The sequence below is a fragment of the Hymenobacter sp. BRD67 genome, assembly GCF_013256425.1.
Taxonomy (GTDB): Bacteria; Bacteroidota; Bacteroidia; order Cytophagales; family Hymenobacteraceae; genus Hymenobacter.
This window is the reverse complement of sequence record NZ_CP053904.1, coordinates 1,956,127-1,975,761: the sequence shown is the minus strand read 5'-3', so window position 1 is coordinate 1,975,761 and position 19,635 is coordinate 1,956,127. Positions and strand designations below refer to the sequence as shown.

Below are 19,635 nucleotides of genomic sequence, written 5' to 3'. Positions count from 1 at the left end.
GGACTAAGGAGCCGAGCAGGAGAAATTACTGTTTCTAATTTCTCCTGCTCGGCTTCCCTGCTTAGTTCCCTTCTCCCAGGTACACCTGGCCGCCCTTCATCACGAACTTAGGCCGGGTGAGCGTCGAGATATCCTGTAAGGGGTCGCCGTCTACGGCCACCACGTCGGCATACTTGCCGACTTCGAGCGCGCCCAGGTTCTGCGCATCGCCCAGTAGCTCGGCGGCATTGACCGTGGCCGTACGAATGGCCTCGATGGGCGACATGCCGGCCTCGGTCATGTAGCCAAATTCCAGCGCGTTTTTGCCGTGCCGATACACGCCCGCATCGGTGCCGAAGGCTACCCGCACATTCTGCTTGATAGCCCGCCCGAAGGTGGCCTGTATCTGCGAGCCGATGTTGAGGGCCTTCACGGCGATAACGGGCGGAAAGTAATCCGGATGCCGCCGCGTAGTATCGGCTACCGACTTGCCGGCAATAATGGTGGGCACGTACCAGGTACGGTTTTTAGCCATCAGTTGAATAGCCTCGGCATCCATCAGCGAGCCATGCTCGATGCTGGTGACGCCCGCCCTAATAGCCCGCTTGATGCCCTCGGCGCCGTGGGCGTGGCAGGCCACCGGCATACCCAGGTCGTGGGCGGTCTGCACAATGGCCCTGATTTCCTCCTCCGTGTACTGCGCGCCGCTGCCGTCCTTGCTTAGGTCGAGCACGCCGCCGGTACTGGCAATTTTGATAAGGTCGGCCCCGCGCCGAAACTGTTCCCGCACGGCCTGCCGGCACTGGTCGGGGCCGTTGGCCACGCCCTCGGCCGGCCGGGGTTGAGCTTCTCCATCATATACTCGCTGAGGCCGTCGGTCGGGTCCATGTGCCCGCCCGTGGAGGAGATGGCCGTCCCCGCCGAGTAGATACGCGGCCCCGGTACGAGCCCCCGCGCCACGGCCTTGCGCAAGGCTGTGTTTACGCCCGAGCCGCCGCAGTCGCGCACCGTGGTGAAGCCCGCCCGCAGGGTAGTGAGCGCATTAGCTTCGGCCCGGTACGCAACATCGGCCGGGTTGAGGGTAAACTGCTCGGCAAAGGAGCCGCGGCTCGGCACCGTTTCGAGGTGCACATGGCAGTCGATAAGGCCCGGCAGCACCGTGCGGTTTTCGAGGTTGATAACGTGGTCCTGGGAGCTGCCGGCGGCCGTGTAGCCGGCCTGCACGGCGGTTATCCGGTCTTTCTCCACTACCAGGGTCTGCTGGCTGAGCAGGCGGCCGCTGCGCACATCGAGCAGGTGGCCACAGTGCAGCAGGGTTTTTTGGGCGAAAGCAGCCGGGCCGGCCAGGCCCAGTGAGGTAAGCAGCAGCAGCGTACGGGTAGCGTTGGGCATAAGTAAAGGGCGTGCGTGGCGGTGGGTAAATGTTCCGCAAGCTACGCGCTCCGCTGCTTTCGCCGGCTACGGCTATTTATGGGCCGCACTGCCTACGCGCTGCTGGGCCGCGCTTTGCCTGGCCATGGGCTGCAAGCGATTGAGCAGCTCCGTGAGCTGCTGGTAGATATACTCGGCGGCCAGCTGGCGCATGCTATTGGCGTCGCCTTTTAGCAGCACCCGGTACTCGTGAGCGTGCCCGTCGATGAGTATGGTTACGAACACCGTGCCCACCGGCTTGTCGGGGTGGCCGAAGGGCCGGGACCGCACAGGCCGGTCACGGCTACGCACACATCGGCCTGCGGCAGGCGCTGATGCAGGCCCAGCGCCATCTCATTGGTCGTCTGCTGGCTTTCGGCCGAGTAGAGCTCAATAGTTTTAGGGCTCACGCCCAGCAATTTCTGCTTGGCAATAGCGTGGTAAGTAACCACCGAGCCCAGCAGCACGTCGCTTACCCCTTCGGCGGGAGCCAGCTGGGCGGCTACCAGACCGCAGGTACAGCTTTCGGCCAGGGCCAGGGTGAGCTTGTATTGCAGAAAAAGCTTGACCAGCGGCGTGCAGTCGGCGACAAAAGGCGTGGGTTTCATAAGTGGCGTTCGGGCAAAAGCGGCAAGGCAACTAGAGGCACTACGTCAATATATTGCCCCGATGTTTCGGCTGGCTGCTGCGCTAGGGCCAGCTGCCGGCCGCACTTTCGCAGCCCATCCCCTACGTTTGTGGCAGTAAGCTCCGGCTTATTCTTCGGTTTAGTTATTCATAAATTTTTTAGTCATGACTACGCAGCAAGATTTTGAGGCCGCTTCGCAGCGCGCCCAGCAACTGCCCGCCAAGCCTTCCAACACGGTACTGCTTCAGCTTTACGCGCTCTACAAGCAGGCTACCGAAGGCGACGTAACCGGTTCGCGCCCTGGTGGCTTCGACTTCAAGGCCATTGCCAAGTACGATGCCTGGCAGCAGCTTGCCGGCCTCAGCAAAGACGCCGCCCGTCAACAGTACGTAGAGCTGGTGAATGAGCTCAATGGCTAATAACCGCTAGTGGCCAGTTGGTTAGCTGGTTGCTACTGCTTACCAAAACGCCCGTGAGAGCGGCATTACGCAGTAACCACTGAAAAATAACCAGTAAAAAGTGGATATTTCCCGAAAGAAGCCCAGCTACCCGCTTACGCCGGCCCTGCGCCAGTATCTGCGCGACTACGACCGCGAGGCGCCGCTGCCCGTGAGCTACGCCGACCTGCTGCGCTTCAGCAACTCGTTTGCGCTGCTCGACCGCGCCGGGAAGGACACGCTCTGGCAAACGGTTTTTTATGAGCCCCAAAACCTGGTTGAGCTGAGCCAGGGGCTGGTGCAGGTGTATGCGCTGCTCAAAACGGCCGGCGACCTGTCATTTGCCGACAACCTGCTGGCCGACCGCATCGACTACTGCCGGTTTGGCAATTCGCACCCGTTTCGGGTGCGAATTCTCAACCAGCTCAACGACAACTACGACTACTTCTACGTGAAGCAGGCCGATGCCTCGCGGCTTTACGGCCTGGAGCTGGAGCACCTGCTGTCACCCAACTCCATGAATTTTCTGGTTGATACCGGCAATACGCTCATTGAGGAGCACATTGCCGGCATTCCGGGCGATGACTTTATCCGGCTCCGGCTCAACCAGCCGCACCTCAACCAGCCGCACCTCAACCAGGTGCGCATCGCCAAGGAGTTTGTGAAGTTCAATGAGCGCTGCTTTGCCCGGCTGCTCGGCGATATGCGGGCCTACAATTACGTCATCGACATAACGCCCGACTTTGAGGATGAGCAATATAGGGTTCGGGCTATAGACTTCGACCAGCAGAGCTACGAGGGCCGCCGTGCCATGTATGTGCCCCAGGCGTTCAAAGACAATCAGGCCGTGGTGGAGATGTGCGCCCGCCTGCTGAAGCCCGAAAACCTGCGCCAGTACCAGGCCGAGGAGCGCACGCTGATGGCCCGCCGCGCCAGGGCCGAGCGCCACCGCCTCAAGGCCCTGCTCGACGTAATGCGCCGCCAGGAGCTGGCTCCGCCCGATAAGGTGGAAGAGCTGAAGGGAGCGCTCAATCGCTACCACCACACCCAGCTCTTCGCGCGATGTGACTCGATGGGCGATATCGTGCGCCTGAACCTCTGGCTGATGCTGGGACCCAAAACCCTGGGCAATAGTGCCGCCTGATGAGGAACGTCGTCGTATTCCATTAATCTAATCTGCTAATCTTCCCAATGGTTACTGTTCATCTACAAGACGATAGCGTGGTGTTCACCGTTGAGGGCTGGCACAAGCTCTGGTCGTTTCGCAGCGAGCTGCGCGTGCCCCGCAGCCATATCAAAGGTGTGCGCCGCGACCCGGCTGCAGCCGCCCACCTGGCGGGCATTCGGGCGGCGGGCACGTATGTGCCGGGGCTGATTACGGCGGGCACGTTTTTTCTCGACAATGTGCCCGACCACAAGCCCACTTTCCTGGATGTGCAGCACCCCGACAACACCCTGGTGGTAGACCTGAAGGCCGAAGAGTTTAACCGCCTCATTATCGAAGTAGCCGACCCCGAGGCGGTGATTGCTCTGCTGGTTAAAGAGATTATATAATAAAAATAATATATAAAGAAAAAGGCGCCGCCGGCCTCTAGCTAATGCTGGCCGGCGGCGCCTTTTTAGGCAACCGGGATGTTCAGACCGCTTTAGGAGCCGGCAAATCGAACGCCGTGGCATCGTGCTCGAAATGCCCTTTATGCGAGCCATCGCAGAAGGGCTTTTGCTTGCTCAGGCCGCAGCGGCAGATGCTGATGCGCTCGCGGCCACCGAGGCCGTAAGCATTGCCTTGTGCATCTACAAGTTGAATATCTTCGCCTTCCACGCGCAGCGAGCCGTTGGAAAGTACGGTGAGTTTAGTGGCCATTTTTTGAGGTTTGAGTGAGGAATGATAAGTTGAAAGTTCTGAGCTAGAAAGTATGAGCAGGCAGCAGGCAGCGGGTACAGGGCACCAGTTAAGTTTGCCCACTCATCACGCTGTTACAGCTCTTTGCGCAGCACATAGTCGTTCATCCAGTACGGGCCGATGGGAATATCTTCCTCGCGGTGCTGCACAAAGCCCAGCCGCTCGTAAAAGGCCAGCGCCGGGTTGTGGCGGTTCACATTCAGCTCCAGGGCCAGGCCCCTGGCCTCGCGCACGGCGCTGATGACGGCCTGCACCAGGTGCTGGCCCAGGCCCTGGCCCTGGTGGGAGGGAAGCACGTATATCTTGTTCAGGTGATAGATGCTGTCTGGCTTTTCAGAATACGAAGCGAAGCCGGCGGCGTGCCCATCTACATAAGCCAGCAAAAAGGTGTGGTGCTGCTCGCGCATCTGGCGGCGCAGCGAAGCCGGGGTGTAGATAACCCGGTACATGTAGTCTATCTGCTCCTTCGAGATGATGAAGCGGTAAGTGGGCTCCCAGGTGGCCTCGGCCAGCCCGATAATAGTGGGAATATCCTGCTCGGTGGCGGGCTGAATATGCAGGGGCAAGGCCGAAGCGGCCGGGACAGAACGGGTAGGCATAAGCGACAAAGAATCGGGCGAAGGTCGGCTAAAAAACCGACTTGCGGGCTGGGCTGGCATACGTAGCCGGGCTGCCATGCGTTAAGCTGCGCAGATTGGCCCGCATTTGGCAAGGCAGTATCTGTCCAATTTCGTATTCTTCCCATGATAAAAGCTGTTTTTAGTACTCGCCACGCCGCGGCGGCTTTGCTGCTAGCGGCCCTGCCCCTGGGGCGAGCGCCCAAAAATCTGCCCAAGACAGCCTGCTGCGCGCCGGCGACCTGGTGGGCGGCCGGCCCCATGCCTCGGTACCCCGCACCGCGGCCAGCGGCCGCCTCGTCGCTACCGGCGACCCCACCCTGGCACGCCTGCTGCACGAGAGCATCGATGTAAATAAAGTGCCTGCCAGTCAGCTGGTAGACCTGTACAGTCGCTTTATGGACGCTACCCGTGAGCAGCGCCGCCAGTGGACCGCCAAAGACTGGGATGAGGCCAGCGATGCCCTTACCCGCCTCAACGCCCGCTACGAAACGGTGCGCCTGGACCTACCGCTCGACGACCGCCTCACGGTGCGCAGCTACCAGGGCGAGTTTCGGACTCTGCAAAGTGCCCGCCGCCTTAAAGACCGCGTGAATGAGTAGCCTGCCCGGACCGGCTAACGGTGCGTGAGCCACTGCCAGGCCGGCGCCAGGTGCCGAAATGACATGGCGTTCAGCTCCTGCGTAACGGCCGCGATGAACTCGTGGCTACCTGAGTAGTTACTAAGCTGACTCTCTGTATTATGAGCCAGAATATGGGCCACTACCTGCAAGCCGCCACTGGTGGCTTCGGGCAGCCACTCATAGTGCAGCCACGGCAGGGCGTCGGCCCATTCGCCGGTTACCTGCTGATGGTCGCTAAGCAGGCGGCGGGGCAGGCGACGGCCCTTAAATAGCTCCATACCGGCCATTGCTCCCCGCACCAGCGCGTCGGCCGTGAGGTGCCCATGCCAGTGAATGTAGAGCAGCTCCAGCCCAGGGTAAAAGTCAATGTCGGCCAGCAGCGCCCATGCACGTCGGGCACGCTGAGCAAGCGCGTAGCAGGCACAGGGGAGGGGAGCTCAGCCATAACAAGGAAGTAGGAAGAGCAATGATACAACGCTTACCTTTGGCGTCCTCATTTCGACCGATTTAGTAGTTTATTGCATGCATATTGCTATCGTTGGCAACATAGGAGCTGGCAAAACCACGCTGGCTCATAAGCTGGCCCAGCACTTTCGCTGGGAAGTCTTTCTGGAAGAAGTGGATGATAATCCCTATCTTAAAGATTTCTACGCAGATATGCCCCGCTGGGCTTTCCATTTGCAGGTTTATTTTTTAAATAGCCGCTTTCGCCAGACGCGCCGCATCAAGGAGCTGGTGCAGCTGGGCAAAAGCGTTATCCAGGACCGCACCATCTACGAGGATGCGCACATCTTTGCGGCCAACCTGCACCAGTCGGGCCTGCTGGCCGAGCGCGACTACAATAACTACTACGAGTTGTTTGAGAGCATGATAAGCCTCGTTGACCCGCCCGATTTACTGCTCTATCTGCGGGCCGACCTGCCCAAGCTCATCGGTCAGATTGAAAAGCGGGGCCGCGAATACGAGAACTCTATCAGCATCGAGTACCTCAAAAACCTGAACGAGCACTACGATAAATGGATTGCCAGCTATACGTATGGCAAGCTGCTCATCATCGACGTGAATGAGCTGGACTATGTACGCCGGCCCGAAGACCTGGGTACGATTATAGAGCGGATTGATAATAAGCTATTCGGCCTGTTTTAGTCGTACAGGGCCTCGTTTAGCCAGCTTACCCACGGCCGGGCGGCCTGCATACCCGCAACCACGCGGTCGATAAAGTCGGGCGCCAGTACTTCGCCATCCCGAAAAAGCTGCACTACGCCGAAGCTTTTAAGCTTAAGCCAGGGCAGGTCGGGGTCGGTGGCGAGGTAGCCTCTGGGCGGGCGGGTGAGCTGCGGAACGCCCATATCCAGGCCGCCTGGAAAATGCTGCAGCACTAGCGGGTGGGTCAGCTGCTGGTGAAAGCTGGCTCCATTGTAATGAATCTCCTGGCGGATGGCCGTCAGCTCGGCGGGGTAGGCGTGAAGCGCCCGGCCCGCAGCCACGAGCCGCCCCCCGGCTTTAAAGCCAGGAAATAGCCCGCCCGCGGTGCGTGCCGGCCACCGGGCACCAGGCCCGCGCCCAGGCGCCGCTTATAGGGCTCGGGTCGGTCTGGCTCCGGTCGTTCTTATGCAGCCGAAACATGACCTGCGCTGGCGTAAGTCCCGCCAGCTCAGGGATGCCCGGCGTGGCCCGGCGCAATACTTCCGTTACGAGTGCGGCAAAGGTGTCGCGGGCCCGCCGGTAATCGGCGCGGTTTTCCTGCATCCAGGCCGTGTTATTGTTTGCCGCCAGGCGGCGCAGAAAATCGAGCGCAAAACCTATATCCATCTGCTTGAAATAAAAGCGCGGTATGCGGCCTGCACGAGCAAAGCAAGCTTTCTTAGCTTACCACTACGACGGCATCGCCTACCTGCAGGCGGCCGTTGGCCGGGCCCGTTACGTTCTGGCCAAACAGCACTTTGTTGGCTGGCTTGCGGTAAGTGGCCAGGGTACGGAGCGGCTCGCCGGCGGGGTTTTTCTGCGCGGTGTCCTGGTTGATGGTCGTGACGATACAGCGCCCGCAGCCGCGCACCGAGCGAAAGGGCTGGCCGCCAATGCTGAAGTCAGCCCAGTGCAGCTCCGCGTCGGCGGGGGCACCGCTTACCAGTAAGTTGGGGCGGAACCGATTCATGGGTACCGGCTCGGCGAGCTGGGCATTGAGCTTGGCCAACGATTCTTCGGTAGCCAGCAGGTAAGGGTAGCCGTCGGCAAAGCTGACGAGCAGCCCCGCCGGGTTCAGCTCGGGCTCCACCTCGCGGCGAACCATATCCGACATATAGACCAGCTTGCAGGGCTGGCCCAGGGCCTCGCTCAGCCAGTGGTCGGCTTCCCGGGTGCCGCGCCAGGCCCACACCATATCATCCCAGATGCTGACAAACAGGGTCTTATCGGGCGTAGCTTCAAAGGGAATATAGAGTGGTAGTAGCTCGGGCCGCTGGCGATGGCGCAGCAAAAAGCCATTGTAGGCTGGCTCCACTGCCAGCAGCGCCATTTGGGCGTGCTCGCGCTGCGTCAGAAAACGGTTGCGCTCGTCTACTATCAGCCAGCGGCGGTCGTGGCGCAGGCCCTGGGGCGTTAGCTCGGCCGCTGGTAAGCTTATGCCTCCCAATGATTTAACCGGGTAAATAAAAAGACCAGTAAGCGTAAGCTGAGTAGTAGAAGCGGGCATACTTACAAAAGTAAGCCGCGCTTCAGCTAAGAAAGGGGAAGCAGGAGTGGAAAATCTTTAATGAGATATTTATTATTTGCCATAATAATATTCAATTTTAATGGTTAATGTAATGCCCGTTTCTTGACCATGCCGCCTTTGGCGTCGTTCACGCTGTGCATAATGATGAAGGCGTGCGGGTCGAGGTTGTTCACTTCAGCGGTTACCTGACTGACTTCCAGGCGAGTTACTACCGTGAAAACGATGTCGATGGGGCTGGGCTGTTCGCCGTGCGAGCCGTAGCCCCGCTTGCCCCCATATACGGTAACGCCCCGCCCCAGGCGCTCGGTAATAATGCGGCGGATAGCGTCGCTGTGTTCGGATATTATAGTAACTCCGGTATATTCTTCAATGCCATTGACCACAAACTCAATGGTTTTGGCGGCTGCCAGGTAAGTGAGAATGGAGTAGAGGGCGGTCTGCACCGATAGCACCCAGGCGACAATGCAGAAAATTAGAATATTGAGTACCAGTACAAAGTCGCCCACGCTAAGGCTGGCCTTGCGGCTCAGGTAAACCGCCAGTATCTCGGTGCCATCGAGTACCCCGCCCCCGCGCATGGCCAAGCCGATGCCCGCACCCAGAAAAAAGCCGCCGAATACGGCAATCAGCATTTTATCCTGGGTAATAACGGGGAAGTGCACCACCACCAGCACGAGGGCCAGGGCCAGAATGGCCGTCAGGGCCCGCGCTGCGAAGCCCTTGCCCAGCTGCTCGTAACCCAGCCAGATAAACGGCAGGTTGAGCACCACCAGAAAAACTGACAGCGGCAGGTGAATGAGCCGCGCCGCCAGCAGCGACAGCCCCGTAACACCCCCGTCGAAAAGGCCGTTGGGAAGAATAAACGACTCCAACCCCAGCGCCGCCGAGAACACCCCGGCCGCCAGGTAGGCAGCGTTGGCCAGGTGCCGCCGCCAGCCCGACTTTACCGGTGCCGGGCGGGGGGCCTGTGCATCGGCCAGCAGCGGGTGAGTGGAGGGAGTATCTTTTGGGGGCGAGGTACCCTGCGCCCGCAGTCGGCGCAGCCGCTCTAAGATGAAGAATTGAGGAAGCATGCCTCAACTTACGCAAAAAGCGGCTGGCCGCCCGGGCTTTTTACTTATGCGACGCGTCCTGCTGAGCTGCCAGGCGCACGGCTTCGTAGAGGTCCACAATGCCACCGGTGGCCGAAAGGGTCGAGAAATCAGCCTTTTTGCCGTTTTCGCCGGGTATCAGCACCTGCGTGTGGTGCACCTGCGCCGATTGCCGAATAATTCGCTTGAGGTCGGCGGCGGTGAGGTTGGGAAAATACGATTTGAGCACCGCTGCCACGCCGGCCGTAACCGGCGAAGCCATGCTGGTGCCGCTCTCTGAGCCGTACTTATTGCCCGGCAGCGTCGAGTAAATACCCACGCCGGGCGCAAACACGTCGACCTGCCGCTTGGAGTAGTTGCTGAAGCTGGCGGTCAGGTTCTCGTCGTCAGTCGAGCCCGAGGCCCCAACGGTCAGCAGGTTGGGCGGGGTCGAGCCATCGAGGTAAAACGAGGCAGGGTAATGCTGCGTCACGTCGAGGTTGTCGTCTTCGTTGCCGGCGGCGTGTACAAGCAGTACGTTCTTGCTGGCGGCGTACTTGTAGGCTGCTTCCACGGCCGGGCGCTGGGGCGAGAATTCCTTGCCAAAGCTCATGTTGATAATCTGCGCGCCGTTGTCTACGGCGTAGCGGATGGCATTCGCCACGTCTTTGTCACGCTCGTCGCCATTGGGCACGGTACGCACGCTCATTATCTGCACCGGCGCGGCCGCAATTCCTTGTACGCCAAGGTTATTGTCGCGCACGGCCGCAATAATGCCGGCCACGTGGGTGCCGTGCAGCGCATCAGGCCCCATCACGTCGTTGTTGCCGTAGTTGCGCTGGGCTACATCGTCGGGGTTGTCCTTCACAATCTCGGCGCGGGCGTTGAATTTAGTATTCAGGCTATAGTCGAGCTGTTCGCGCTGTTCCTTGAGCTCGCTCGTCAGCTCCGCAATGAGCGCATCAGTATCGCCGATTCCGCCCTGTTTCATATTCTGGTAGAGCGATGTAAGTAAGCCCTTGAACTCGGGGTCCGAAATCTGCGCTGCTGCGCGGCGCATGGTCGTGGTATCGAGCTTTTCGACGCCCAGCTTCTCCTTGAGCGCGGCGGTCATCTGCGTGAGCGGGCCGGTCATCTGGCCGGCCTGGGCCAGCTCGGTAGTCAGCTCCTTGCGCTTGGCATCATAGGCTTTTTTGGCCTTCAGATACATCGTGTAGTCGGCGCGGTCGGCGGCCTTAATCTGGGTGCTGGTTTTACCCGCAAAGCGCGGCCCGTACTTGGCCACAATGCGTGTCGATTCGAGGGTTTCGACCGAGATGTTACGGCCATCCTTGCCCCCAGAAAATTCCAGCCGTGCACGTCGTCGATGTAGCCATTGTGGTCGTCGTCGATGCCATTGCCCGGGATTTCGCGGGGATTACGCCAGAGCACGGGCTTCAAATCAACGTGGGCCGTATCGATGCCCGAGTCAATTACGGCAACTACTACCGCAGTCGGCACGCGGCCCTTCAGCAGCTCGGCATAGGTGCGGGTGGTGCCGGTGCCGGGTATTTTGTCCAGCTGCGGGTCGCGCAGGTGCCATTGCGCCTTGGCAGCTTCCGCTACAGTAGGGCCGGCAGGCGTAGTGGCCGGGGCCGGCATATCGGGGCAGTCTGCGCCTCGGCGGCGGCGGGAAGCAGAAGAGAAGCAGCCAGCGCCAGGCGCGGCCAGGTAGCAAGTCGGTTGGAAAGCATTGGAGGAGGTAAAAACGGCGGTGAAAAATAGCCGTTTGGGTATAGACGGGAGCGGAGCGATGGGTGTTGCGCCTGGGCTGCTATTTGCTACGTGTTTACCTGTTGCGCTACGCCATCTCATCCGCCGGTTTCAAGTCAGTTTGTTGCAGAATCAATAGAAAGCCGCCCAAGCCAGCAACTAAAATGAGGCACAGCCAGAAGGGTTTGCCGTCGTTACGCTGGTCAAATGGACCGTATTTAGGATAGAGTATAAGCGGCTCAAGTCGCGTATTTCCCGGACTACGGTAAACCGAACTATGTTCAGCAGCCCTTATGTAAGGTAGCGCTTTAGCTGATAAGCCCGCGCGCTCAAGGTACTGGAAATTTACAAGGGTATCCAATTTGGCATACTTGAATTTCTCATGCCACTGCTGCCCCAAAATGTTTAACTTATCATACGTAGCATCTTCGGTTAGGCCAGGGGGCACTGCCGTGGAGTAGCGCAAGGCCAGCCAGGCTACAGCAGAGTAAAAATGTTCTTTATCAGTTTCACTTTTAATTATGGGGACGCTTATATCAAAAATAGCAGCAGGCGGGTGTTTTTTTGGTGTACTATTGCTGAGTCACAACCGATGGCGGAGGTGTCTAAATAGCGTTGTTTTAATAAATAAAATCTGGTAGGCGGATACTTTTCAATTTCTTCAATCGTATTCAACGCTGTTATTCCGGCTAATTTATTGCCTAGATAATCGTCCAGGCGCCAAGATTCTACGCCTATCAGCAAAACAGGCAGAAAATATAGCAGTACCGTGTTGCCACCTTCCTTAGTGCTGGCGCCACGCTGCGTTGAGTATTTCAGATACTTGAGTTGCGGATGCAGGAATACAGCTACCAGCACCACGGCCACCGTGATAGGTAATACACTAATCCATAATGCGCTAATGGCATCTGAGGCACGCTTATTCATCCACCAGTCAACTATGAAAAAGCTGCTCAATACGCTAAGCACGATTCCTAGGAAGGGCAGAAAAATCTGCCTAATTTTTGAATCCGGACTCATTAAGAATAATTGGGCATTGCTTTTATAAATAGAAGCTGCTTAGGAAGTCGAATTAGGCTTTTTCGCCGGCTGCCCGCTTTCATACCTCTGCTACCTCCCCCGACCCAAAATAATAGATTACTCCGCGCACGTCTTCGTAGCCCAGCTCCCGGAATAATTTTCCATAGTCGCGCAGCCTGATTTTATGGATATCCTGCGGGGGCGGTAATTTAAAATCAAGCATGGTCACCGTTTGCTCGGCGCGGCTGTCGCCTTCGCCAAACACGATGCGGTCGGGCTTATAGGCGCGGTGGGTGTGGCCGCCGATGAGGATTTCACGCTCAGTTTCCACGGCCAGACCGGGGGCGAAGTAAGGGGCCAGGCGTGGGTGGTGCAGTACCTGGCGCAGGCCGGCTTCTAGTGCCGGCCGCTCCTTCGCATTCACAATGCCTTCGGCCACGAGCTGGCGCAGCGTACGCTCCAGGTCCTGTACCGATAGCAGGCGGCGCAGGGCATAGTGCAGCTTGCGGTTTAGCTCGCCCTGCTTTTCCTGCTCGTCAAAATCGAAGACCGTAGTGGCGTGGCGGCGCAGGTGCAGGCGCTCGTCCCAGGCCGTAGAAGTCAGGTTGGTAAGTGGGAAGCCGGTGGCGGGCGGCTGGTGGCTGGTTTTGAAGTCGGCCGCTGCCCCCTGGCTGAGGACGAAGCTCGTCGCTTCTGCCTGCCAGTGGCCGAGCTGGCGCAGGTAACCGGCCAGCAGGTCAGCCACGTCGCGGGCCGGGCCCTGGGCGGCGGCCGGCTCGGCAGCGGCAGTCAGGGGCAGCTCGCCGGAGGTCTTTTTGGGCTCGGCGGGCGTTTTGCTGATGATGTAGAGCCGGTGCCGGGGCCGGGTAAAGGCCACGTACAGCGTATTGAGGCCATCGAGCAGCGTTTTCTCGCGCTCCTCGGCGTCCTGGGTTGCCAGGGGCGTGTAGGTGAGCGTTTTGTTGAGGCGCACCACGGCCACGTCGGGCAGGTCGGGCAGGGGCTTTTCGGCGGTTTCGAGGCGGCCCCAGAGCAGTGTATCGGTGCGGGGCACCAGCGTCCAGTCGGCAAAGGGCACGATAACGACGCCATAAGCCAGGCCCTTGGCCTTGTGCACAGTCGTAATGGTAATGGCATCGGCTCCGCCCGGCGCATTGATGCTCAGCGAGCCCTTGCGCTCGTCCCAGTGCGTCAGAAAATTACCCAGGTTATTGCCGTATTTCAAGCTGAATTCCAGCGTCAAATCAAGAAAGCGGAATAAATAATCACTCTCCGTATTGGCCCCGAGCAGCCCGAAAATGCCGATTAATTTTTCGGTCAGCTCATACAAACCCAGGTTGCCGGTTTGGTGCTCGTCGACGTCGAAGCCCAGGTGGCGCAATTCGTCGAAAAAAGGCCGGCCGCTTTCGGTATTATTTGCTATCTCCGCGATGTGGCGCGCCCGCGCCGGGGTAGGGGGTAGGCGGCGCACTACCTTGTCGAGTAGCAGCAGCGCCTCGGCCCGCGCCAGGGTATCGGCGCTCTGGTGCAGCACGCGCATCACGGCCACCAGCAGGTTTACTACTTCGGCAAACTGCAAGGCCAGCGAATCGGCCGAAATAATCGGAAATCCCCGCTCTTTCAGGAACTTAGCCAGCAGGCGGCTTTGCCAGCGGGTACGGCACAGCACGGCCACATCGCGCAGGTGGTAGCCCTCGGCCAGCGCCTGCTCTACCAGTTGCAATGCCAGGTAGCAGGTGCTTTCCTGGTAGTCGAGCAGCGCTTCGGGCGCATAGCCGGGCAGGGGCGCTTCGAGGTACTGCCCGGCCGCGGGCGCATAGCGCCGGGCGGGGGCGTCATCTTTGGTAAAAAGCAGCTCGACGTGGCCGGCCAGGTCAGTCAATTCGCCGCCAACCAATCGGCCTTGTTGCCCCGGAATCTCCTGCCGAAAGCCCGGCTCAAAAATTCCCTGTACGATGTCGTGCTCACCGCTGCGCTCGCGCACGTAGCTGAAAAAAGCATTGTTAAACCCGATAATGGCCGGCTCGCTGCGGTAGTTAACCGCCAGCGAGTGCGGCTCCAGATTTTGCTGCAAGGTGTAGTAGCGCTCCGTGAGCAGCCGCTGCATTTCCGCATCGCGGGCGCGGGCTACTAGCGCAGGGGTATCGCCCTGATAAAGCCGCAGAATCTGCTCCAGCTCGCCGCCGCGCCAGCGGTAAATAGCCTGCTTGGCATCGCCCACCGCCAGCGAAAGCCCCCCGTTGGCTACCGCATTCTCGACCAGCGGCAGCAGATTATTCCACTGCAACACGGAGGTGTCCTGGAATTCGTCTATTAGTAAATGTCTATATTTTTCGCCCAGCCGCTCGTAAATAAACGGCACCGGCTCGGTGAGCACGATGGCCGCAATGCGCCGGTTGAATTCGGAAATCAACACTACATTGCGCTCGCGGCTGATTTCTTCGACCAGTTTATTGAGCTCGCTCAGCAGCGAGGCATGGAATAAAAACGGTTGCACCGCACCCAGCAGCACGTAGCCCGGAAGGTATTTTTCGCGCAGCGCCAGGAGTTCACTAAATGCCTCTACCAAGTCGGGCTGCGCTGCTTCGATGGCGGGCACCAGCCCGGCCTTTTTGCCCTTTTCGCTCCACCATTTGCCGCTCTCAATCGTTTTGCGGGCCGTGGCAGTAGGGAAAATGTTGTCCTTCTCGGGCAGACTTAGCCAGCGCTCCCACTTGGTAAAGTGCCCGTAGATGCCGCCGCTGCCGCTGGCCAGATGCTCAGCCTCGATGCCGGCCGCCGCCAGCACGTCCACGGCGTGGTTGGCCTGGGCCTGCACGGCTGCTTCCGCTTCCCGCTGCCGGGTCCGGATTTCCTGGTCGAGCGTCCGGAAATCGGCCATCGTTTTCTGGCCCAGCTGGGCCACGGCCTCGTGTACGCTCTCGTTGAAAAGCGCCCGGCCGAAGTCCAGCAGCTCGTCGGGCAGCTTGTTCCAGTTGCGGCCCTGCTCGGCCTGGCCCAGCGCGTAGTCGGCCAGCGTCTGGCTCAGCAGCTTGCTCTGCGGGTCGCGGTTCACCTTGTCAATCAGCGCCGCCACCGCCGAGCGCAGCACGCTGTCGGTATCCAGCTCCACCTCAAACGTGGCGGGCAGCCCCAGCTCGCGCGTAAAAGCCGTGACAATACGCTGCACAAACGAGTCAATCGTGCTAACTGCAAAGTCGGCGTAGTGGTAGAGCACCAGTTGAAACGTGGCCGCTGCTCGCCGCTGTACTTCCTGCTGCCACTCGGTGGGCGTGCGCAGGTGCGGGGGCAGCTGCTTTTCCTGGGCCAGCTCGGCGGCTACTTCTACCAGTAAAGCATTGGGCTTGCCTGCATCTGCCTGCGCGAAGCGCCGCAGCGCGCCCAAAATGCGCTCCTTCATCTCGCCCGCCGCGTCGTTGGTAAAGGTTATCGCCAGAATACTCTTAAAGTAATCGGGCTTGTAAATTCGCTCGCCCGTGGGGTCGGCCGGCTGCGGGTAGCCCAGCGCCAGCTTCAGATATTCTTTCGTTAATTGGTACGTCTTGCCGGAGCCGGCCGAGGCGGAATAGATGCGGAAGGGGGCTGGCATTAAATAAGTTTACCCAAAAAATAATGAGAACATTCGCTAATGTACTTTCACTTACAGTAGCTGTCAGCGTGGTAGTAACTGCTCCAATACAAAAGCTAGCGGCCACTCACACAGTAAGCAATACATGTGTTAACGGTAAGAGGAAGCCCGACTACTACAAATTGCCTTCCGATGCGAAGCTTAGTTCTAAAGAATTAGTTGTCATGAAGGCTATTTTGTGTAAAGCAATGGCTGATTACAACCAGAAGGCTGATACGCAGAAAATAAATTTAAATGAATACGGAATTCAATACGAAACCTCCTTTGATAAAGAAGGTAGAAAAATAGTGTGGATAAACGGTTTCTGTAAAGAAGCGGGACTCGGCTATAAAAATTTAAATCTCCAGGTGGTCAGCGTATTTGATGGTGGAAGTTGCTTTTTTAATATTACAATCAATATTAAATCTGGTAAAACAACACCAATAAAAGTTAACGGTCTTGCTTAATCACCTAAACGATGCCAAGCCGTTCCGCCACTTCCGCCGGCACCCGTTTTGGCCGGCCGCTAGCCGCATCCAGCAACACCCACTGGGTCTCAGCAGCGCAGAGCAGCTGTCCATCGGCCACGCGCTCGATGCGGGTGAGGCGCTTCGAGCTGGCCCCCTTCACATCAGCCACCCAGGTACTCACGCGCAGCTCGTCGCCGGCGTAGGCCGAGCGCAGGTAGCGCACGCGGTGCTCCTGCACCACCCATACCTGGGGAGGCAGCTCGGCGGTAGGCGGATATAAGTGGTGCCAGTGGGCGGCGGCCACGTCCTGGACCCAGCGCACGTAGGCTACGTTGTTGGCGTGGCCGAGCTGGTCGATGTCGGAAGCCTCGACGGTAAAGGTATGACTGTAAGCATACGTAGGGGCGGCGGGCGTGTCCATAAGTTTTTTGAAAGCATGGCGAAGTTCGGGAATTTTGTCTATCTTTGGCGCAACTCAAGGCCCTGTGGTGCTGTTCCGGTCCGCTCCGGTGTGTTCGCATCTTAGGTCCCCAGCTTTCCGCCGGGCTTTGACGACACCCCCAAATTTTTTTTATTATGCCGACCGGAACGGTAAAATTCTTCAATGAGACCAAAGGCTTTGGTTTCATCAAAAACGACGAAACGGGCCAAGACATCTTCGTGCACGTGACCGACCTCGTAGACGCTAAGTCGCTACAAGAAAAAGACAAAGTTCAGTACGAAGAAGCCCAAGGCCGTAAAGGCCCGAACGCGGTAAAGGTGTCGCTGCTCTAAGCAACCCACACTCTCGTACTGCCGAAAAGCGCCTTCCCACGCGGGAAGGCGCTTTTTTATGGCCCTGCCTATAGCTTTACCCGCTGGTCGTGCTGACCAAGCAAGCAGCTTAGGTAAGCACTGGCGCGAGTTGCGGCTTCGCCTAAACTCGCGCCAGTGCTTGCGCCGGTCGTATAGGATGGCTCTAGAGACGCATCCTTGCGTCTCGGCGTTCGAGCCATTCGGGTGTTGTTCAACGCCGAGACGTAAGGCTGCGTCTCTACAATGTGCCCTAGCCTGGTCAAAAGGATTTATGGCATCTCCATTAGCTTTTTTCAAATAAAATACGTACCTTTGCACCCGCATTTGAGAACGGTCCCATTGAGTGGCCGGGGTGGCCCGAAGTAAGAAGTTGGCTGCCGAGTTGTTTCCCGTTTTATCGGTCGTATTTTTTCCGCCTTGTCGTTAGTAGGAAGGTTGAGGGGGAAGAAGCGCCGCCGCTGTTGAGCCGGCTGTTTTCAGAGCGTAGTCTCATTCCCCCCTTAGGCCACCCCGGTTTGGAAAACCAGGTGGCCTTGCAACCCTATTCCGTTCCGACATGGATACCGAACAAGTAGAAAAAACCCCCGCAAAAACTACCGAGAAGCCTAAGATTCGTTTTGACGAGCTGAATCTCTCGCCCGAAGTGCAGCGCGCCATCACCGAAATGGGCTACGAGGAAGCCTCGCCCATTCAGTCGGCCGCTATCCCTGTGCTGCTGGCTGGCAAAGACGTTATTGGCCAGGCCCAGACCGGCACCGGCAAAACGGCTGCCTTTGCCATTCCGGCTATTGAAGGTATTGACGGCGAAAGCCGTGACGTACAAGTAATTGTGCTGTGCCCAACCCGTGAGCTTGCGGTGCAGGTTTCGGGCGAAATCCAGAAGCTGGGCAAGTATAAGAAAGGCCTGGCCGTAGTGCCGATTTACGGCGGCTCGTCGTACGACCGGCAGTTCCGCGCCCTGGAGCGCGGCGTACAGATTGTCATCGGCACGCCCGGCCGCGTGATGGACCACATCGAGCGCGGTACGCTGAAGCTCGACAAGGCCACTAAAATTATTCTCGACGAAGCCGACGAGATGCTCGACATGGGCTTCCGCGAGGATATTGAGTTTGTGCTCAGTAAGATGCCTGAGAATCGCCAGACGGTGTTCTTCTCGGCTACCATGAGCAAGCCGATTATGGACATGACCAAGAAGTACCAGCGCGACCCGCAGGTAGTGAAGGTCAACCATCAGCAAATGACGGTGACCAACATCGAGCAGAGCTACTTCGAGGTGCGCGGCCCGCAGAAGAAGGATGTGCTGACCCGCGTGATGGACATGTACAACCTAAAGTCGACCATCATCTTCGCCAATACGAAGCGGATGGTGGATGAAATTGTGGCCGACCTGCAAGCTAAAGGCTACTTTGCCGATGGCCTGCACGGCGATATGAGCCAGGCGCAGCGCCAGAACACCCTCGATAAATTCCGCAAGAATACGCTCGAAATCCTGGTAGCTACCGACGTAGCTGCCCGCGGCATCGACGTCGACAACGTGGAGGCCGTCTTCAACTACGACCTGCCGGCCGACGAGGAATACTACGTACACCGCATCGGCCGCACCGGCCGCGCTGGCAAGAATGGCCGCGCCTTCACCTTTGTGAGTGGCCGCGACATTTACAAGCTGCGCGACATCATGCGCTTCACCAAGGCGGATATTAAGCTAGCCCAGGTGCCCTCGTTTGCCGACGTATCGGAGGTAAAAACCACGCTTTTCCTGAATCAAATCAAGGAAGTGGTGGAGAAGGGAAACCTGGATAAGTACATTGGCCGCGTGCAGCGCCTGCTCGACCAGAGTGAGGAAATTACGTCGCTCGACATCGCTGCTGCGCTGCTCAAGATGAACATGAAGGAGGACAAGCGCAACGAGCAAAGCCTTGATGCCAGCCGCGAAAAAGGAGCAAGCCGCCCCGGCTACACGCGCCTCTTTATCAGCATGGGCAAGAAGGACCGCCTACACCCCCGCGACGTAGTGGAGTTGATTGCGGAAGGTACTAACCTACCCGGCAACAAAGTAGGCGATATCGCGCTCTACGACAAGTTCAGCTTTGTAGAAGTGCCCAATGAGTTTGCTGAAGAAATTGTGGGCCAGCTGGGTCGCAGCAGCATTCAGGGCCAGCCGGTTACGTTCAGCATCGCTACGCCGGTGCAGGATGCCGCTGCCAAAGAAGAGGGTCTGAACCGCCCCGAGCGCCGCGAAGGTGGCTTCGGCGGTGAGCGTCGGGGCGGCTTCGGTGGCGGCGACCGCCGCGAAGGTGGCCGCCCACCCTACGGTGGCGGCAACCGGGGCGGAAGCAGCTATGGCGGTGGCGAGCGCCGCGAAGGCGGCAGCAGCTACGGCGGTGGCTATAAAGGTGGTCAGGGGGGCGGTAGCTCCTACGGTGGCAACAAAGGTGGCAGCAGCTACGGCGGCGACCGTGGTGGCAGCAGCCAGGGCGGTGGCTATCAGCGTGGTGGCTACAAAGGTGGCCAGGGCGGCGGTAGCTTCTACGGCGGCAACAAGGGCGGCTACGGCGGCAAGCGCGAGAGCTTCGACGAGTAGCGCACTTGCCTGCAGTAGGAGCAGCGCCCA

Annotated in this window: 24 protein-coding genes and 1 pseudogene; 8 read left to right on the top strand and 17 right to left on the bottom strand. The window is 58.8% G+C overall.

Going from position 1 to position 19,635, the window contains the following annotated elements:
- Positions 1-61 precede the first annotated feature (61 nt).
- From GKZ67_RS24540 to GKZ67_RS09135, 4 genes are all read right to left on the bottom strand, one after another.
- Positions 62-802, bottom strand: a complete 741-nt coding sequence (locus GKZ67_RS24540) for an amidohydrolase family protein (protein WP_317172283.1) — start codon at positions 800-802, stop codon at positions 62-64.
- Positions 700-1,371: an amidohydrolase family protein gene (locus tag GKZ67_RS24535; protein ID WP_317172282.1), complete on the bottom strand. Its 672-nt coding sequence runs from the start codon at positions 1,369-1,371 to the stop codon at positions 700-702. The genes GKZ67_RS24540 and GKZ67_RS24535 overlap by 103 nt, the downstream gene beginning before the upstream one ends.
- Before the next feature lie 72 nt (positions 1,372-1,443).
- Positions 1,444-1,644: a hypothetical protein gene (locus GKZ67_RS23350; protein ID WP_254245173.1), complete on the bottom strand. Its 201-nt coding sequence runs from the start codon at positions 1,642-1,644 to the stop codon at positions 1,444-1,446.
- Positions 1,626-1,997 carry a CinA family protein gene (locus GKZ67_RS09135; RefSeq protein WP_254245172.1) on the bottom strand — a complete coding sequence of 124 codons (372 nt, stop codon included), beginning with the start codon at positions 1,995-1,997 and terminating at the stop codon, positions 1,626-1,628. The genes GKZ67_RS23350 and GKZ67_RS09135 overlap by 19 nt, the downstream gene beginning before the upstream one ends.
- Before the next feature lie 184 nt (positions 1,998-2,181).
- On the opposite strand from GKZ67_RS09135, the gene GKZ67_RS09130 reads away from it, so the two are divergent.
- The 3 genes from GKZ67_RS09130 (at position 2,182) to GKZ67_RS09120 (ending at position 4,008) form a co-directional block, all read left to right on the top strand.
- Positions 2,182-2,436 (top strand): acyl-CoA-binding protein, encoded by a 255-nt coding sequence (locus GKZ67_RS09130; protein ID WP_151088801.1) that lies wholly within the window; start codon positions 2,182-2,184, stop codon positions 2,434-2,436.
- 100 nt (positions 2,437-2,536) lie between these two features.
- Positions 2,537-3,598 (top strand): hypothetical protein, encoded by a 1,062-nt coding sequence (locus GKZ67_RS09125; RefSeq protein ID WP_173242022.1) that lies wholly within the window; start codon positions 2,537-2,539, stop codon positions 3,596-3,598.
- A 47-nt stretch (positions 3,599-3,645) separates the two neighbouring features.
- Positions 3,646-4,008 carry a hypothetical protein gene (locus GKZ67_RS09120; protein WP_173242021.1) on the top strand — a complete coding sequence of 121 codons (363 nt, stop codon included), beginning with the start codon at positions 3,646-3,648 and terminating at the stop codon, positions 4,006-4,008.
- An 82-nt stretch (positions 4,009-4,090) separates the two neighbouring features.
- Here GKZ67_RS09120 and GKZ67_RS09115 read toward each other — a convergent pair whose 3' ends face one another.
- On the bottom strand, positions 4,091-4,318 hold the full coding sequence (locus GKZ67_RS09115) for a CDGSH iron-sulfur domain-containing protein (RefSeq protein ID WP_151088798.1): 228 nt from the start codon (positions 4,316-4,318) through the stop codon (positions 4,091-4,093).
- 113 nt (positions 4,319-4,431) lie between these two features.
- Positions 4,432-4,956: a GNAT family N-acetyltransferase gene (locus GKZ67_RS09110; protein WP_173242020.1), complete on the bottom strand. Its 525-nt coding sequence runs from the start codon at positions 4,954-4,956 to the stop codon at positions 4,432-4,434.
- 263 nt (positions 4,957-5,219) lie between these two features.
- On the opposite strand from GKZ67_RS09110, the gene GKZ67_RS09105 reads away from it, so the two are divergent.
- The gene (locus GKZ67_RS09105) at positions 5,220-5,576 is read left to right on the top strand and encodes a hypothetical protein (RefSeq protein WP_173242019.1); all 357 of its coding nucleotides are present in this window, start codon (positions 5,220-5,222) and stop codon (positions 5,574-5,576) included.
- A 14-nt stretch (positions 5,577-5,590) separates the two neighbouring features.
- On the opposite strand, the gene GKZ67_RS09100 is transcribed toward GKZ67_RS09105, so the two are convergent.
- Positions 5,591-5,875 carry a hypothetical protein gene (locus GKZ67_RS09100; RefSeq protein WP_173242018.1) on the bottom strand — a complete coding sequence of 95 codons (285 nt, stop codon included), beginning with the start codon at positions 5,873-5,875 and terminating at the stop codon, positions 5,591-5,593.
- Positions 5,876-6,119: 244 nt separating this feature from the next.
- On the opposite strand from GKZ67_RS09100, the gene GKZ67_RS09095 reads away from it, so the two are divergent.
- Positions 6,120-6,743: a deoxynucleoside kinase gene (locus tag GKZ67_RS09095; protein ID WP_173242017.1), complete on the top strand. Its 624-nt coding sequence runs from the start codon at positions 6,120-6,122 to the stop codon at positions 6,741-6,743.
- Here the strand turns inward: GKZ67_RS09095 and GKZ67_RS23345 are convergent.
- The 9 genes and pseudogenes from GKZ67_RS23345 to GKZ67_RS09055 form a co-directional block, all read right to left on the bottom strand.
- A pseudogene (locus GKZ67_RS23345) lies at positions 6,740-7,346 on the bottom strand (DUF2461 family protein). The gene GKZ67_RS09095 and the pseudogene GKZ67_RS23345 sit on opposite strands and share 4 nt — an antisense overlap.
- 115 nt (positions 7,347-7,461) lie before the next feature.
- Complete coding sequence (locus tag GKZ67_RS09080; RefSeq protein ID WP_173242015.1) at positions 7,462-8,289, bottom strand: MOSC domain-containing protein; 828 nt, start codon at positions 8,287-8,289, stop codon at positions 7,462-7,464.
- 104 nt (positions 8,290-8,393) lie between these two features.
- A complete protein-coding gene (locus GKZ67_RS09075; RefSeq protein WP_173242014.1) occupies positions 8,394-9,383 on the bottom strand; it encodes a YitT family protein in 990 nt (329 codons plus the stop codon).
- Positions 9,384-9,423: 40 nt separating this feature from the next.
- Positions 9,424-10,665 carry a S8 family serine peptidase gene (locus GKZ67_RS09070; protein WP_254245171.1) on the bottom strand — a complete coding sequence of 414 codons (1,242 nt, stop codon included), beginning with the start codon at positions 10,663-10,665 and terminating at the stop codon, positions 9,424-9,426.
- Complete coding sequence (locus GKZ67_RS23340) at positions 10,581-11,021, bottom strand: S8 family serine peptidase (RefSeq protein WP_254245170.1); 441 nt, start codon at positions 11,019-11,021, stop codon at positions 10,581-10,583. Before GKZ67_RS23340 ends, GKZ67_RS09070 begins: the two co-directional genes overlap by 85 nt.
- Positions 10,982-11,113 (bottom strand): hypothetical protein, encoded by a 132-nt coding sequence (locus tag GKZ67_RS24120; protein WP_262889644.1) that lies wholly within the window; start codon positions 11,111-11,113, stop codon positions 10,982-10,984. Before GKZ67_RS24120 ends, GKZ67_RS23340 begins: the two co-directional genes overlap by 40 nt.
- A gap of 107 nt (positions 11,114-11,220) precedes the next feature.
- Entirely contained in the window at positions 11,221-11,598 is a 378-nt protein-coding gene (locus GKZ67_RS09065) for a hypothetical protein (protein ID WP_173242013.1), read from the bottom strand.
- Positions 11,599-11,663: 65 nt separating this feature from the next.
- Positions 11,664-12,152 carry a hypothetical protein gene (locus GKZ67_RS09060; RefSeq protein ID WP_173242012.1) on the bottom strand — a complete coding sequence of 163 codons (489 nt, stop codon included), beginning with the start codon at positions 12,150-12,152 and terminating at the stop codon, positions 11,664-11,666.
- A gap of 79 nt (positions 12,153-12,231) precedes the next feature.
- On the bottom strand, positions 12,232-15,741 hold the full coding sequence (locus tag GKZ67_RS09055; protein ID WP_173242011.1) for a UvrD-helicase domain-containing protein: 3,510 nt from the start codon (positions 15,739-15,741) through the stop codon (positions 12,232-12,234).
- 23 nt (positions 15,742-15,764) lie between these two features.
- On the opposite strand from GKZ67_RS09055, the gene GKZ67_RS09050 reads away from it, so the two are divergent.
- Positions 15,765-16,226, top strand: a complete 462-nt coding sequence (locus tag GKZ67_RS09050) for a hypothetical protein (protein ID WP_173242010.1) — start codon at positions 15,765-15,767, stop codon at positions 16,224-16,226.
- 4 nt (positions 16,227-16,230) lie between these two features.
- On the opposite strand, the gene GKZ67_RS09045 is transcribed toward GKZ67_RS09050, so the two are convergent.
- A complete protein-coding gene (locus GKZ67_RS09045; RefSeq protein WP_173242009.1) occupies positions 16,231-16,650 on the bottom strand; it encodes an acyl-CoA thioesterase in 420 nt (139 codons plus the stop codon).
- Between the two features lie 155 nt (positions 16,651-16,805).
- Here GKZ67_RS09045 and GKZ67_RS09040 point away from each other — a divergent pair, with 155 nt between their 5' ends.
- Positions 16,806-17,003, top strand: a complete 198-nt coding sequence (locus GKZ67_RS09040; RefSeq protein ID WP_151088786.1) for a cold-shock protein — start codon at positions 16,806-16,808, stop codon at positions 17,001-17,003.
- 577 nt (positions 17,004-17,580) lie between these two features.
- Positions 17,581-19,605, top strand: coding sequence for a DEAD/DEAH box helicase (locus tag GKZ67_RS09035; RefSeq protein WP_173242008.1), 2,025 nt, complete (start codon positions 17,581-17,583; stop codon positions 19,603-19,605).
- The last annotated feature ends 30 nt before the right edge of the window (positions 19,606-19,635 follow it).

Excerpts from the sequence above, each read along its gene's own strand:
- GKZ67_RS24535 (WP_317172282.1), bottom strand. The coding sequence starts at position 1,371 with ATGCCCAACGCTACCCGTACGCTGCTGCTGCTTACCTCACTGGGCCTG.
- GKZ67_RS09135 (WP_254245172.1), bottom strand. The coding sequence starts at position 1,997 with ATGAAACCCACGCCTTTTGTCGCCGACTGCACGCCGCTGGTCAAGCTT.
- GKZ67_RS09130 (WP_151088801.1), top strand. The coding sequence starts at position 2,182 with ATGACTACGCAGCAAGATTTTGAGGCCGCTTCGCAGCGCGCCCAGCAA.
- GKZ67_RS09120 (WP_173242021.1), top strand. The coding sequence starts at position 3,646 with ATGGTTACTGTTCATCTACAAGACGATAGCGTGGTGTTCACCGTTGAG.
- GKZ67_RS09115 (WP_151088798.1), bottom strand. The coding sequence starts at position 4,318 with ATGGCCACTAAACTCACCGTACTTTCCAACGGCTCGCTGCGCGTGGAA.
- GKZ67_RS09110 (WP_173242020.1), bottom strand. The coding sequence starts at position 4,956 with ATGCCTACCCGTTCTGTCCCGGCCGCTTCGGCCTTGCCCCTGCATATT.
- GKZ67_RS09100 (WP_173242018.1), bottom strand. The coding sequence starts at position 5,875 with ATGGAGCTATTTAAGGGCCGTCGCCTGCCCCGCCGCCTGCTTAGCGAC.
- GKZ67_RS09095 (WP_173242017.1), top strand. The coding sequence starts at position 6,120 with ATGCATATTGCTATCGTTGGCAACATAGGAGCTGGCAAAACCACGCTG.
- GKZ67_RS09080 (WP_173242015.1), bottom strand. The coding sequence starts at position 8,289 with ATGCCCGCTTCTACTACTCAGCTTACGCTTACTGGTCTTTTTATTTAC.
- GKZ67_RS09075 (WP_173242014.1), bottom strand. The coding sequence starts at position 9,383 with ATGCTTCCTCAATTCTTCATCTTAGAGCGGCTGCGCCGACTGCGGGCG.
- GKZ67_RS23340 (WP_254245170.1), bottom strand. The coding sequence starts at position 11,021 with ATGCCGGCCCCGGCCACTACGCCTGCCGGCCCTACTGTAGCGGAAGCT.
- GKZ67_RS24120 (WP_262889644.1), bottom strand. The coding sequence starts at position 11,113 with ATGCTTTCCAACCGACTTGCTACCTGGCCGCGCCTGGCGCTGGCTGCT.
- GKZ67_RS09060 (WP_173242012.1), bottom strand. The coding sequence starts at position 12,152 with ATGAGTCCGGATTCAAAAATTAGGCAGATTTTTCTGCCCTTCCTAGGA.
- GKZ67_RS09055 (WP_173242011.1), bottom strand. The coding sequence starts at position 15,741 with ATGCCAGCCCCCTTCCGCATCTATTCCGCCTCGGCCGGCTCCGGCAAG.
- GKZ67_RS09050 (WP_173242010.1), top strand. The coding sequence starts at position 15,765 with ATGAGAACATTCGCTAATGTACTTTCACTTACAGTAGCTGTCAGCGTG.
- GKZ67_RS09045 (WP_173242009.1), bottom strand. The coding sequence starts at position 16,650 with ATGGACACGCCCGCCGCCCCTACGTATGCTTACAGTCATACCTTTACC.
- GKZ67_RS09040 (WP_151088786.1), top strand. The coding sequence starts at position 16,806 with ATGCCGACCGGAACGGTAAAATTCTTCAATGAGACCAAAGGCTTTGGT.
- GKZ67_RS09035 (WP_173242008.1), top strand. The coding sequence starts at position 17,581 with ATGGATACCGAACAAGTAGAAAAAACCCCCGCAAAAACTACCGAGAAG.